We start from the raw sequence: 13,247 nt of genomic DNA on the forward strand, positions 1-13,247 counted from the left end.
AGCCATGCAGGAAGAGATCCGGGACTTCGTCCTCGCCGTCATCCGCGACGTCATCAACCTCCCCGTCCCCGAGGACGCCGGCGCCGACACCCCGCTCGGCGCCGACGGCCTCGAACTGGAGTCACTGGCCATGATCGAGCTGCTGCTGCAGCTGGAGGGCGAGTACGGCATCGAGCTGCCGGAGGAGGACGTCGATCCCGAGACCGTGCGGACCCTCGGCCAGCTGGTCCAGGTGGTGGCCGACCGGCGTGCCGTGACGGCGGGGGCCGGGCGGTGATCACCCGCGGTGACATAGAGCGGCTTCTCGTCGACAGCGGCATCACGCCCGAACCCGGCCCCGACGGCCCCGACGAGTTCGTCCTCGACTCGCTCACCCTCGTCTGGATGCTGCACCTGCTCGACGAACGGCACGGCATCCGCTGGGAGCCGGCGGAGGAGGACCTCGTGGACTTCACCTCGGTGAGCGGCGCCCAGGCCGTGCTGGCCCGCAGCTTCCCCGGGCGCGTGGAACAGGAAGAGGTAACCCATGGCAGCTGAAGTGGTCATCACCGGGTACGGCGTCTTCACGGCCTACGGATTCGGCGCCCAGGCCCTGCGCGACGGGCTCTTCGCCGGCCGCGACGCCTTCACCCCCGTCACCCGGTTCGACTCGGCGCCGTACCACGCGGACCGCGCCGCGACGTACGAGGGGCAGGGCCCCGAGATCCCGGGCGTCCCGGTGAAACCGGGGGTCACGCCCGGCCAGGCGGAGGTGTTGCGCGCGTGCGCGCTGGCCGCTCTCGCCATGGCCCGGCACAGCGGAGCGGGCGCGCCCGTGCTGCTCGGCACCGCGGGCGACCACTCCGCCGGCCGCGGCTTCTGGGAGGACCTCACCGCCGGACGCCCCCCGCTGGACCCGCGGGTGCTCGACAGCCTGCCCGCCCGGCTCGCCGAACGGCTCGGCGAGGAACTGGGCCTCGGCCGGCCGCGGCTCGCCTTCGTGAACGCCTGTATCGCCTCGACCAACGCCATCGCGCACGGTGCCGACCTCATCAGCCGGGGCGCGGCCGACGTGGTCGTGGCCGGCGGCTCCTACCTCGTCACCGAGGACGTCTTCGCCAAGTTCGACTCGGGCAAGGCACTGAGCCGGGAAGGCGTCGTACGGCCCTTCGCCAAGGGGCGCATGGGCCTGCTGCAGGGCGACGGCACGGCGGTGCTCGTCCTGGAGTCGGCGCGGCACGCCCGCGAACGCGGAGCCGACGTCCTCGCCAAAGTGGCCGGCTGGGGCATGGCCGCCGACGCCCACCATGTCATCCAGCCCCACCCGCGGGGCGAGGGCATGGCCGCCGCGGCCACCGCGGCCATCCGCCGGGCCGGCATCTCCCCCGAGCAGATCGGCTACGTCAACGCACACGGCACCGGCACCCCGCTCAACGACGTGGCGGAGACCGCCGCGCTGCATCGCATCTTCGGCACGCACGCGCCCCGCATCCCGGTCAGCTCCACCAAGAGCGGCACCGGCCACATGCTGGAGGCCACGGGCGCCGTCGAGGCCGTCATCACCCTGCTGGCCCTGCGCGACGGACTGCTGCCCCCCACGCTGGGCCTGCGGGAGCCGGACCCGCAGTGCGACCTGGACTACGTGCCGAACGCCGCCCGGCCCGCCGACATCACGCACGCGCTCTCGCTGAACGCCGCCTTCGGCGGTGCGAACGCGGCACTGGTACTGGAGCGCGTAATGGAGGACGCAGCATGACCACGCCCGTGAACGCCCCCGCGGACGCGGAGTTCGCCCGCCCCCGCGCGGTCGCCGGTGCCGCCTGCCTGGCGCCGTGGGGCGAGCGCGCCGAGGGCGTCCCGGGAGGCGCCCCCGAGGAACTTCCCAAGCTCGTCGGCTTCGTACTGTCCCGGTTCAGCCCGATCGTGGGCGCGGCCGTCGTGCAGTGCCTCGGTGACCCTGCCTCCGAGTTCAACCTGATCGGCACGGCCGGCGCGCGCACCGCGATGGTCCTCGCCACCATGTACGGCGACACCGTCACCAGCGACACCGCGACCCGGCGGATGGTGGAGGGCCAGGTGCACAGCCCGCTGCTGTTCTTCCAGTCGGTGACCACGTCGATCCTCGGCCACCTCACCAAGAGGTACGGCATCACCGGGCCGCTCACCTCCCTGTCGCACATGACCGACCCGGCCGGCCAGGCCCTGCTGCTGGCCGACTCGCTGCTGGAGTCGGACGCCGCCGACCAGGTGGTGGTCATCGGCGTCGAGACCGCGGCCAACGAGCGCTCCCGCTCCATCCAGCAGCGCCTGACGGCCGCCGGGGAGCCCGCGGGCGCGCAGCCCGTCTCGGACGCCGCCGCCGTCGTACTGCTGCGCAAGGCCGCGCCCGGCACCGAGCGGCTGCCGCTCCTCGCGTCGTCCGTCACCGAGCCGGACGGCCCGGTGGCACCGGAGTACGGCTGGCTCAGCGCCCTGGTCGCCGCGGGACGCACTCAAGAAGGTAGGGCCGCATGAGCACGTTCACCGAGACGCCTGCCGACGAGCAGCAGGACGCCGTCTTCGAGCCGCCCTTCGACCAGGAGACGCTGACCCGCCCCGACCTGCTGACCACGAACCTCGGCTTCGTCATGGCGGACTGGAACCCCAAGCGGCTGGTGGGCAGCCTGCCGCTGGACCGCAACCGCCAGTACTACGGCTTCTTGCACGGCGGTGCCAGCGCGGCCCTCGTCGAGACGCTCGGCTCCCTGGCCGCCGTCCTGGAGGCGGGCCCCGGCGGCCTCGTGCTGGGACAGGAGCTGAACGTCACCCATCACCGGGCCGCGCGCGGCTCCGGATCGGTCACCGGCATCTGCACCCCGCTCTACGTGGGCACGTCGGTGGCGACGTACGAGGTCGTGGTGCAGGACGACCGAGACAGGCGCATCGCCACCGGACGCCTCACCTGCCAGATGCGCCGCCGCGGTGCCCGTTCCCCCGAACCCCGGAAGAAGGTGTAGCAGTCATGGCCGAGCAGTCAGCGCCAGCCCACCGCACGATCACAACGGACGTCTGCGTGGTGGGGGCCGGCCCGGCCGGCCTGCTCGCCGCCCTGGGCCTGGGACGGCAGGGCTGGCGGGTCACCGTGCTGGAACGCCGGGCCGAGCCGCCGGCCGACGCCGGCCCCAAGGGCCCCGCCGTGGTGAACATCGTCCAGCCCGTCACCCTGCACCTGCTGGACCGGCTCGGTCTGCTGGAGCGGCTGACGGAGCGGGCTGGCGTCATCCCCGGCGCGGAGATCTATTTCGGCGGCCATCTGGCCGCCCGCCACAGCTATGCCGAGCTGGACGGCTGTCCCGTGCCGCACGCGCTGTCCATCCGCGCCTTCGACCTCGTACGGCTGCTCCTCGGCGAGCTGGCCGAGCTGAGGAACGTGACGATGGTCTGGGAGGCGGAGACCCACGCGCTGGCCTCCGGCCCCGACGGCGGGCCCAGCACGCTCGGCGTGCGCACCGGCGAGGACACCCTGGACGTCGAGGCACGGTTCGTCCTCGCCGCCGACGGCCGCGAATCGACCATCCGCACCCTGGCCGGAATCCCGGCCGAGGTGGTTCCCTCCAGCGGCTCCTACCTCGACGTCGTGGTGCCGAGCCCGCCCGGCTGGGACGGCATGGCCCGCGCGCACTTCGGGGCCCACGGCTACCTGCTGGAGACCCGGCGCGCCGAAGAGGGCCTGGTCCTGGTGTGGATCACCGACTCCGCGACCGCGGCACAGGTCACCGAAGGGCCCGTCGAGCGCCTGGTCGAGACGCTGTCCGGGGTCGTGCCCCGGCTCGCCGAATGGATCGCCGAGCACGTCACGGAGTGGGACCAGGTCCGCCGCATCCAGCATCACTTCGTGCGCACCAAGACCTGGAGCCACGACAACGTCGTCCTCGTCGGTGACAGCGCGCACGGCATGCACGCCTTCGGCGGCCAGGGTCTCAACACCTCGCTGCAGGACGCCGCATGCCTGGCCGAGATGGTCGACAGCGCGCTGCGCGGCGGCAGCGCCGCGGACATCGAGCGCTACGAGGCCGTACGCCGCCCGTTCATCGAGGCCTTCCAGTCGCTGCAGGTGAGCAACACCCAGCAGCCCCCGGCCCAGGCCGCCGAGGAGGAGCGCGCCCCCGAGTTCGAGGTGCTCGCCCTCGGACAGCCGCAGATCCGCCCCCTGATCGCCGACGCCGCGGCCTTCCTGGCCGACGACTCCGACCAGCACCGGAGGTAGCCGCAGTGTTCCGTCTGGACGCCTACACACAGCGCATCGGCTACACCGGTCCGCTCACCCCGACCCTGGACGTGCTGCGCGCGCTCTGCCGGGCCCACGCGCTGAGCGTCCCGTTCGAGTCGCTGGACGCGATCGAGCGGAAGATCGTCCTGGCGGACGAGCCGCTCTTCGACAAGGTGGTCACCGAGCGGCGCGGCGGCGCCTGCTTCGAGAACCACACCCTCTTCCACCGGGTGCTGCGCGAGATCGGCTACGACGTGTCGATCCTCGGCGCGTACATGTGGCGGCCGCACCACAACGAGTACTCGCGGGTCTTCGCCCACATGCTGCTCAAGGTCCGCCTGGAGGAAGCGGACTGGCTGGTCGACGTGAGCTTCTCGCACGACACGTTCATCGAGCCCGTCCCGTACGTCCACGGTGAGTTCCGGCAGCGCGGCTGGGACTTCCGCATCGCGGCCGCACCCGGTGTCGAGGGCGGCGAGGGCGTGACGGGCGACTGCGACGTGGTCGAGCGCCGCGGGGCCGACGGCGCATGGGTGCCGCTGTACAAGTTCGCCGCCCGGCCGCGCGAGGTGCGCGAGTTCCAGGAGTGCCTGGACTGGCTGTCCGGCCCCGACTCCCGCTCGCAGATCATGAACACGCTGATCTGCGCCCGGACCCTGCCCGAGGGCAAGCTCACCGTCATCAACGATCTGCTGATCACCTCGCGTCCCGGCGAGGAATCGGTGCGCAAGCTGCGCGACAGCGAGGAGGCCGATGCCGTCCTCGACGTGATCTTCGAGGGCCACGCCCCGCTGTCCGAGCGCGCCCGCCGAATCTGGCGCGAGCGGTTCGGGGCCCGGGGACGGGACACGGCGCCGGCCGAGCCCCCGGCCGAGCCGCCCACCGCACCGGCCGTCGCGGCATCCAACTGGTGAGCCACCCACAACCCGCACCACGGAAGGAACGAGCATGACGACCGAAGCCGTCCAGCCCCTCGGGTTCGGGGCCTTCCTGTCCCCGCTGCATCCGCTGGGGGAGGATCCCACCCTCACCATGTGGCGCGACCTCGACCTCATCGAATGGGCCGACCAGCTGGGCCTCGAAGAGTTCTGGGTCGGCGAGCACCACTCCGCGGGCTGGGGCGTCATCCCCTCCCCGGAGGTGTTCATCGCCGCCGCCGCCGAGCGCACCCGGCACATCAGACTGGGCACCGGCGTGATCAGCCTGCCCTATCACCACCCGTACATGGTGGCCGCCCGGGCCGTGCAACTCGACCACCAGACCCGCGGTCGGTTCCTCCTCGGCGTGGGCGCGGGCTCGCTGCCGTCCGACATGCACCAGCTGGGCATCGCGCCGGCCGACACCCGGCAGCGGACCGCCGAGGCCCTGGAGACGGTGCTGCACCTGCTGCGTTCCGAAGAACCGCTCACCGTCGACCGCGGCTGGTACCGCCTGCACGACGCCCGCCTCCAGCTCCGCCCGTGGTCGCGCGACGGCGTGCCGGTCGCCCTGTCCAGTGCCACCTCGCCCTTCAGCATGAAGCTGGCCGGACAACACGGCGTCGCCCCGCTCTCCTTCGGCGCGCCCAGGCCCGGCAGCGGGCCCAGCGACCTCAAGGAGCAGTGGACCCACCTGGAGGAGTCGGCCGCGGCGCACGGCCGTAGCCCGGACCGCTCGCAGTGGCGCATCACCCTTCCCCTGCACATCGCGGAGACGCGTGCGGAAGCCTTCGACCAGGTCCTCGACGGATGGCTGCGCCACCGCAACGAGTACTGGGCGGACACGCTCGGCCTGCCGGTCGCGCTCTCCCGCGACGAGGCCCGCAAGGCGCTGGAGGCGACCGCCGACAACCTCGGCGCGATCATCGGCTCCGTGGACGACGCCGTCACCGCGATCAGGCAGGTCCAGGAGGTGACCGGCGGCTTCGGCCGGTTCCTGGTCAACGTCCAGGACTGGGCCTCCCACGCCCACGTCAAGCGCAGCTTCGAACTCCTCGCCCGGTACGTGATACCTCGCTTCACCGGTGCGCTGCGCGGCCTCGAAGCCTCCCAGCGGTGGACCGCCGAGCGCAGCGAGGCCTTCCTCGGCGCGGCCTTCGCGGCCCAGCAGAAGGCCATCGCGGAGAGCACGCGTGCGCGGGTGGGTGACTGACGGTGAGTGCCGCGGCGGCCCCGGATCTCGTCCAGTTGCTCACTCCGGACGGCGAACGCGTCGAGCACCGCCTGGTCGACGGCGAACTCGGCTCCAAGGTCCTGGCAGACGTGGCGGCGATCCTCGAACAACCCAAACGACTGATCACCTGGGCATAGACAGAAGGCCCCGGCCTCAGCCGATGGCGTACGCCCGGTACACCGTCTCCACCGAGCGGTCCCCGGCGGAGTCGGTCACCTCGGAGCGCAGGGCGACGGCGCCGGAGGCCGGGTTGTGGACGGACGCCTGCCAGGCCGAGCCGGATTGCCTGACCGTCGCCGCCTGCCAGGTCCTGCCGCCGTCGGTCGACGACCAGACCCGGACGGACCTGGCCGTCACCTTGGTGAACTTCAGGTCGGGGCCCTGGGAGTCGCGTCCGGCACTCACGTCGACCGTCGTGGTGCTGTTCGGTGCGGCCTGGTTGTGGGTGTTCAGCCCGGTGGGCAGGAAGCGGGTCAGGAAGACGGGCGCGACCATCGACGCGGCCGGGTCGGCCCTGAAGTACCAGTCGAGGGTGGCTCGCGACGACAGCATGCCGGCGGGGAAGGTGATGCCCGGGCGGTAGCGCTGGGCGTCGACGGTCAGGCGGTACCAGCCGGCCGAGCGGATGCCGGCGGAGAACTCGGCGTCGCTGGAGCCCCAGTTGCTCAGGGTCTGTTTCTTGACGGTGGTGCTTCCCTTGGACAGGACCACCGTCTCCTTCGTCGGGTCGGCCCCGCTGGTGCCGACGTCGGGGTCGCCGATCAGGGCGTCCGGAAAGAAGGTGACGGACTTCCGGTCGACCACCGGCAGGTAGTGCATCGGACCCCACGCGGCCCGGCCGAAGGACTGGGTGGAGCTCTGCCCCGCCTGCAGTGTCCTGAGCTTCGGGAAACCGCCGCCGACGTCGTCGCCGTTGCTCGCGAAGATGTCGTCGCGCGGCTGCCAGGTCCCGGGAGTCACATGGACGGTGGCGCTGTACGGTGCGTCGTCGTCGCGGACCCCGGCCATCAGGTCGGTCGTGCAGTCGTCGGTCTTCGGCCGTGCCTGGAGCGCGGTGTCGTTCTGACGGGCCATCTGCGTACCGCCGCTCACCGAGAAGCGCATCGTCGCCAGCCCGGACCGCTTGAACGACCCGCCGGGCGCCGCCGGGATGCCCGTGGTGTTCTTCACGGCGACGTAGCTGTCGTCGCCCGACCACTGCGCCAGGTACCCGAACTGCAGCAGCTTGGAGGAGTTCGGGATGGCGTAGAGGGATCCCTCGTCGTTCCAGCCGCCCACGCTGAAGGCGGAGGGCATGTCGCTGACGGCGGCGGCGCACACCTGCGCGCTGATCCGCGGCGGGGCGGTCACGTCGGCGGGCGTGTCGAGGGACACCTTGACGGCCTTGCCCTTGCGCGCGTCGAGCGTCACCGACGCGCTGCCCGACACCTGGACGACCTGCGCGCCGATGGTGTCGGTGCCCGGACCGTCCGTGGCGCTCTCGTAGATGTCGGTCATCGCGATGTAGCGCCCCGACGGCAGGCTGATCCGCTTGCCGGACTTGACGCTGTACGTCTGACCGGACGGCACGGCGACGACGGTGACCGTCGTGGAGACCTTGCCTCCGTGCCGGCCCAGTGTGGTGACGGCCAGTGAGGCCGACGCCGCATGCGCGGAAGCGGCGGAAGCGGCGGAAGCGACCAGCGGTACCAGCGCGGCCACGCCGACGAAAGCAAGCGATCTTCGTCGCACCATCATCAACTCCCCCTCGAGCCCCGAAGTCGGCCAATCCTAGTCATGTCGGGGACATGGCAGATCAAGGCGAGGGGTACTGCTGATCAAGCTGTGGCAAAGGGGCGCGGGGCGAGGACGGCCTGGAGGCGGCTCCGGCACCCTGACCTCCCCCCTGCTCGGCCTGCCGCGGGGCACGAGGTCTACGTGTAGTACCCGATCACCTCCCCGACCGTCGCCACGGGGATGCCCCGGTCCGAGATCTCCTTCAGCAGGGCCGCCAAGCCGCTCTGGCTGATCTCGGTGCTGCTGCGCGGCCGCCCGGCGACGATCCGGTGAAGACAGAGGATCAGCCAGTCGCCGTTGGCGGCACAGCGGTCGAGTCTGCCGCCCGGGCCTGTGAGCCGGGACAGCGGCGTGCCGCCGATGCCGTCGCCGTCGGTGATGCCCGTCAGCGCCTTCAGGCGGTACGGCATGGCCGGCGCGAACGACTCGGTCGTCTCCGAGACGATCGACCGGGCCGTGGTGAAGTGCCTGCCGGCGATGAGATCCACCGGTACGCCGTCCGTCGTCCTGCCGAAGGCGCCGTGCGGGTAGGCGAAGTGCTCGCTGGTGAAGCCGTTCGACACCAGCCACTCGCGCAGCCTGCGGAAGTCGTCGTCGACCCGGTGGGCGGACAGCCTGCCGTAGCCCGCGGTGTGGGCGCTCGTCGCGTACGCGTGCCCCGCCATCTCCCAGCCGGAGTGGTCCTGCAGCGACCGCATCCCGTCGATCGTCAGGGAGCCGCCGGCACCGATGGCGTCCGCGATGTTGTAACTCGTGCCCGGAAAGCCGTGGGGGTCCATCACCGGCCGCGCCAGATCGTGCACCGAGCTGTGCGAGTCGTCGAAGGTGACGGACACGACGCCCCTGGGGAACACGGACGTGGTGTCGGGGACCAGCTCGACGGCCTGCAACCAGTACGTCACCGGCCCACCGGCGTCGTCGTACACGGCCAACGACATGTCGGTGAAGCCGGACCTGGTGGACGGCGCCCCGGTCGGCGCGATCGAGCAGGCCCCGGCCGCCGAGGTGACGTCGGCCCATTGCAGGTGGACCGTCACCCACTCCCCCGACTGGACATAGTTGGTGGCCGTCCTGGAGTGGGTGTGGAACTGCCAGACGAAGTAGTTGGTGAACGACCCGGTGCCCACGTAGAAGGCGAGCCTCGCCAGGTGGGTGGTGTCCGCGACACGCAGGATCAGGCGGACCATCCTGCCGGTGAGGTTCAGCGCGGTCATGCCGGTCCTGCGGACGTACGACTGCTTGCCGGTGCCGTTGGTGGTCACCCGCACCGACCGGCTTCCGCGGGTGACCACCGCGGTGTCACCGAGGTCGCTGGACGCGGTACCGGCTCCGGCGGCCGTCCATCCGTGCCCCCGCTGGAAGAGGTCACCGGCGGTCGCACTGCCACGGGGCGCGGCGGCACCCGTCAGCAGTGCTCCCCCTGCCACGGCAAAGCCGGACGCACCTGCGAGACGCAGAACCGACCTCCGGCCGAAAGATGGTGCGGTCACGACGTGCCCCCTGGCATCCGGAATGCGCTGCGCCTGCCGACCCAGCGTCGCGCAGCCGGCCCCGGCTCCGCGGCGACTCTCGAGGACCAGTGCTCGACAGCCGGAAGCACGAACCCGGCCGGTGGTACAGGGGCGCGCGCACCGGCGCGCGCCCACCGCCGATGCTTCGGCTCAGGGACAGCGATATGGGAACAACGCTTCCGTTTGAGGGACACATCTTGAAACCTTGACCATGCATGAACGGGAAGAAATTGTGAAGATCAACCGATGAGGCCGCGCCTCATCGCGTCTTCCCGTCCGTGTGGGGTCACTCGGCAGCCCTTCGGCTGCCCGCACAGACCTCAGGGGCGATTCATAGGTATCGGCCCGGCAAAGGGGGTTCCATGCCGGGGAAACCTATCGAGGCCTTGAGGTCCACATATAGGGGGGAATTGTGAAGATCATCTCACGCGTCTGGCACAGGACACGAGGTCCTCAGATCCGCGGTTGAGATCGCCGGTGCATCGAACCCAGCGGATTGCCGTGGCCCGACGGGGGCTTCGCCACACCCGCTGACACACCGCGATACACGCAGTAACCGACGCCGCGGTTGCCTGCTTCAGGAACAGGCAGCCGCGTTTCAGGGGCGCCGTTTTCCGGTCTGCGCTCGTTCGCAGGCCGGCTCAAGGGGAGGAACCACCATGCACATCTGTGTGCTCGGGCAGGGCTATGTCGGCCTGCCCTTAGCCCTCAGTGCCGCCGAAGCCGGACACGTCGTGACCGGCTACGAACCCGATCGAGAGCGTTGCGACAAGCTGGCCGCCGGCGCGTCGTACGTCGAGGACATCCCATCAGCCCGCCTTCAGGCAGTGCTGCGGACGGCCGCCTACCGCCCCAGCCCGGATCCGAAGGACCTCAAGGGCTTCGACATCGCGGTCATCACCGTGCCGACACCCCTGACCGACAGAGCCCCGGACCTCACCTGCGTGCGTGAGGCCGGGCGGACACTGGCGAGGTGGCTGGAGCCGGGGGCCACCGTGGTGCTCGAGTCCACCACGCACCCCGGCACCACCCGCGACGTCCTCATACCCCTGCTGGAGGAGGGCTCCGGCCTCGTCGCGGGGCGGGACTTCCATGTCGGGTTCAGTCCCGAGCGCATCGATCCCGGAAACGCCGACTGGCGCCTGGACAACACGCCCAAGATCGTCGCGGGTCTCACCGACGCCTGCCTGCAGCGCGTGAAGACCTTCTACGACTCGGTCACGGACGTCACCGTGCCCGCGTCCGGACTCGAAGAGGCGGAGCTGGCCAAGGTGTTCGAGAACACCTACCGGCACGTGAACATCGCCCTGGTCAACGAGCTGTCCCGCATGGCCCACGCGCTGGGTGTCGATGTCTGGCACACCCTGGAGCTGGCGGCGACCAAGCCCTTCGGCTTCACCAAGTTCCTGCCCGGCCCGGGCGTCGGCGGGCACTGCCTGCCCATCGACCCCGTCTACCTCAGCCACCACGTCAAAGCACGGCACGGGCAGACCTTCCGGCTCATCGAACTGGCCCAGGACATCAACGAAAGCCAGCCCGACTACGTCGTCCGGCGTCTGCAGGACGCCCTCAGCCGCCGCTTCCGCCGCAGCGTGCACGGAGCACGGATCCTCGCCCTCGGTGCGGCCTACAAGCCGGGTACGTCCGATGCCCGGCAGTCGCCGGCCGTCCAGGTCATCGACCGGTTGCGGGCCATGGGGGCCGACGTCCTCGTCGTCGATCCCCATCTGCCCGAAGGCAGTTGCCGGCGCATTCCCTTCGCCGGCTCCGCCGGAGCAGCGAGCGGCGAGCGCGTCGCCGACTTCGACGCCGTCGTGCTGCTCACGCCGCACGCCGAGTTCGACCTCGCCCAGCTCGCCGACGAGGCCGCCTATGTGCTCGACACCCGTGGCGCCATGGCACCCGCGCCGCACGTCGAGCGGCTCTGACCCACCCGAAGAACAGCAGCCTGGGCAAGCGACGGCCGACAGGCGCCGGCGGTACGTCCGCAGCACGGACGACACCCGGCGCGGATTGCCTTCCCCACCCGTGGTGGACGCCTTCCGCTTCGCCATGCCCACGGCGCGTTCGACACCCCTGACAAGGACGGAAGCATGTACGGACACAACGGTGCGGGTGCCGCGATCGGCACCGCGGCAGGAGGAGCAGCACTGGCCGCCACCGGCGGCACGGGGCTGGGATGGATCGTGCTGGGAGCGATGCTCCTGGTGATCGGCGGGGCGGCGGTCTTCCGCCTGGCGACCCGCGGCAGGCGGGTGTCCGCTTGAACACCTCATCACGGGCCAGGTTCTCCGTGGTGACCGCTGTGGTGGCGGCGGCCCTGGCCGCTGCCACCGTGGTGGTCCACCTCCGGTCGAAGAGCCCGATCCTGACGCTCTACTGGTGGCTGGGCATGGTCGTGATCCTGCTCTGCCTGCTCTCGTTCCTCAAGGGCCGGTCCTTCGCTCACCTTCCGGTCGCTCCCGGCCGGACGGTCGCGATCATCCCGGCCTTCGAGGAGCCCACGGAGAATCTGCACCGCACGGTGCGGTCGCTCCTGGCGCAGACGCACCCGGTCGACGAGATCCACTGATCGACGACGGCTCCCGGCAACACCCCGTGGAGCCCTTCGACCACCCCCGGGTCTTCTGGCACCGGCAGGAGAACAAGGGCAAGCGCGGGGCCCAGGTCACGGTGCTCCGCCACCTCCAGGCGGAGGGGAAGCACTTCGACTTCGTCCTCACCATCGACTCGGACGGCGAGCCCTTCCCGGACGCCCTGGAGCAGCAGCTCCGCGCCATGAGCAACCCGAAGATCCAGGCCACTACCGGCATGATCTACATCCGGAACTTCGAGGAGACCTGGGTCTCCAGGGCCGCGGACATCGACATCGGCACGTCCTGCGTGATGATGCGTTCCTCGCGCTCCATGCTGGGAGCCCTGGAGACCACCTCGGGGGCACTGGCCCTCTACCGGGCCGAGCTGCTCTACGACCACCTGGACGCCTACGAGGTGGAGTGCGGCACCGGCGACGACCGGTGGCTCGCGTTGCGAGCCCTCATGCGCGGTGAGGTCGTGGCCGTCAACGAGGCCGGCGTGGTCACGGACATGCCGACCACGCTCCGCAAGACCTATCGCCAGCGACTGCGCTGGGCGCGGTCGTGGTGGTGGATGCTGCCGTTCGTGTACTCGCGGCTGTCCTTCAAGCAGCTCATATCGCCGACGTTCGGCCTGCTCCAGCTGGTCATCACGCCGATCATGCTGGCCTGGACCGTCGTCATGACGGTGCTGACCCTCGGCGGGCGGTACCACAACCCCGGCGTCGCCCTGGTGTACCTCGGGACGTACGTCGTCGTCCGCTACGGCCAGGCGGGGCTGTACGTACTCATGCGACCCGACCTGACCACTCGCCAGCGCTGGCACTCATGGCTCGTCGGGACGCCTTCGGCGGTGTTCATGAACATCGTGCTGCTGTGCCCCACCCGCTACTGGGCTCTGTGCAAACTGCGTGACAACGCCTGGCAGTCGCGCGGGCTGACGGCCAAGACCGCCCTGCCGGGCGGGCGCCACCGCACCCGCCCGCAGATCTCGTAAGCGGGCAG

At 70.9% G+C, this 13,247-nt stretch carries 14 protein-coding genes and 1 pseudogene; 13 read left to right on the forward strand and 2 right to left on the reverse strand.

Annotated features, from left to right (window positions below; translation table 11 throughout):
* The first annotated feature begins 4 nt into the window (after positions 1-4).
* From FB563_RS13480 to FB563_RS45450, 9 genes and pseudogenes are all read left to right on the forward strand, one after another.
* Positions 5-277: an acyl carrier protein gene (locus tag FB563_RS13480; RefSeq protein WP_055705165.1), complete on the forward strand. Its 273-nt coding sequence runs from the start codon at positions 5-7 to the stop codon at positions 275-277.
* Entirely contained in the window at positions 274-537 is a 264-nt protein-coding gene (locus FB563_RS13485) for a hypothetical protein (protein WP_055705166.1), read from the forward strand. The genes FB563_RS13480 and FB563_RS13485 overlap by 4 nt, the downstream gene beginning before the upstream one ends.
* On the forward strand, positions 527-1,735 hold the full coding sequence (locus tag FB563_RS13490) for a beta-ketoacyl-[acyl-carrier-protein] synthase family protein (RefSeq protein ID WP_055705167.1): 1,209 nt from the start codon (positions 527-529) through the stop codon (positions 1,733-1,735). Before FB563_RS13485 ends, FB563_RS13490 begins: the two co-directional genes overlap by 11 nt.
* On the forward strand, positions 1,732-2,493 hold the full coding sequence (locus tag FB563_RS13495; RefSeq protein WP_055705168.1) for a beta-ketoacyl-[acyl-carrier-protein] synthase family protein: 762 nt from the start codon (positions 1,732-1,734) through the stop codon (positions 2,491-2,493). Before FB563_RS13490 ends, FB563_RS13495 begins: the two co-directional genes overlap by 4 nt.
* Positions 2,490-2,975 (forward strand): PaaI family thioesterase, encoded by a 486-nt coding sequence (locus FB563_RS13500; RefSeq protein WP_055705169.1) that lies wholly within the window; start codon positions 2,490-2,492, stop codon positions 2,973-2,975. The genes FB563_RS13495 and FB563_RS13500 overlap by 4 nt, the downstream gene beginning before the upstream one ends.
* Before the next feature lie 5 nt (positions 2,976-2,980).
* A complete protein-coding gene (locus FB563_RS13505; RefSeq protein WP_055705170.1) occupies positions 2,981-4,225 on the forward strand; it encodes an FAD-dependent oxidoreductase in 1,245 nt (414 codons plus the stop codon).
* A 5-nt stretch (positions 4,226-4,230) separates the two neighbouring features.
* Positions 4,231-5,142 carry an arylamine N-acetyltransferase family protein gene (locus tag FB563_RS13510; RefSeq protein ID WP_055705171.1) on the forward strand — a complete coding sequence of 304 codons (912 nt, stop codon included), beginning with the start codon at positions 4,231-4,233 and terminating at the stop codon, positions 5,140-5,142.
* Positions 5,143-5,176: 34 nt separating this feature from the next.
* Positions 5,177-6,358 carry an LLM class flavin-dependent oxidoreductase gene (locus FB563_RS13515; protein ID WP_055705172.1) on the forward strand — a complete coding sequence of 394 codons (1,182 nt, stop codon included), beginning with the start codon at positions 5,177-5,179 and terminating at the stop codon, positions 6,356-6,358.
* 62 nt (positions 6,359-6,420) lie between these two features.
* Positions 6,421-6,516: pseudogene (locus FB563_RS45450) on the forward strand (2-oxo acid dehydrogenase subunit E2); the annotation flags it as partial.
* A 16-nt stretch (positions 6,517-6,532) separates the two neighbouring features.
* Here FB563_RS45450 and FB563_RS13520 read toward each other — a convergent pair.
* On the reverse strand, positions 6,533-8,080 hold the full coding sequence (locus FB563_RS13520) for a hypothetical protein (RefSeq protein ID WP_055705173.1): 1,548 nt from the start codon (positions 8,078-8,080) through the stop codon (positions 6,533-6,535).
* A 212-nt stretch (positions 8,081-8,292) separates the two neighbouring features.
* Complete coding sequence (locus FB563_RS13525) at positions 8,293-9,582, reverse strand: polysaccharide deacetylase family protein (RefSeq protein WP_234357648.1); 1,290 nt, start codon at positions 9,580-9,582, stop codon at positions 8,293-8,295.
* Between the two features lie 743 nt (positions 9,583-10,325).
* Between FB563_RS13525 and FB563_RS13530 the strand changes: the two genes are divergently transcribed.
* The 4 genes from FB563_RS13530 (at position 10,326) to FB563_RS13540 (ending at position 13,239) form a co-directional block, all read left to right on the forward strand.
* Positions 10,326-11,594, forward strand: coding sequence for a nucleotide sugar dehydrogenase (locus FB563_RS13530; RefSeq protein ID WP_055705174.1), 1,269 nt, complete (start codon positions 10,326-10,328; stop codon positions 11,592-11,594).
* Between the two features lie 165 nt (positions 11,595-11,759).
* Complete coding sequence (locus FB563_RS13535) at positions 11,760-11,933, forward strand: peptidase (RefSeq protein WP_107100563.1); 174 nt, start codon at positions 11,760-11,762, stop codon at positions 11,931-11,933.
* Positions 11,934-11,962: 29 nt separating this feature from the next.
* The gene (locus FB563_RS43995) at positions 11,963-12,238 is read left to right on the forward strand and encodes a glycosyltransferase family 2 protein (RefSeq protein WP_234357649.1); all 276 of its coding nucleotides are present in this window, start codon (positions 11,963-11,965) and stop codon (positions 12,236-12,238) included.
* A 26-nt stretch (positions 12,239-12,264) separates the two neighbouring features.
* A complete protein-coding gene (locus FB563_RS13540) occupies positions 12,265-13,239 on the forward strand; it encodes a glycosyltransferase family 2 protein (RefSeq protein ID WP_234357650.1) in 975 nt (324 codons plus the stop codon).
* The last annotated feature ends 8 nt before the right edge of the window (positions 13,240-13,247 follow it).

Origin of the sequence: Streptomyces puniciscabiei (genome assembly GCF_006715785.1) — a bacterium.
GTDB classification, from domain to species: domain Bacteria; phylum Actinomycetota; class Actinomycetes; order Streptomycetales; family Streptomycetaceae; genus Streptomyces; species Streptomyces puniciscabiei.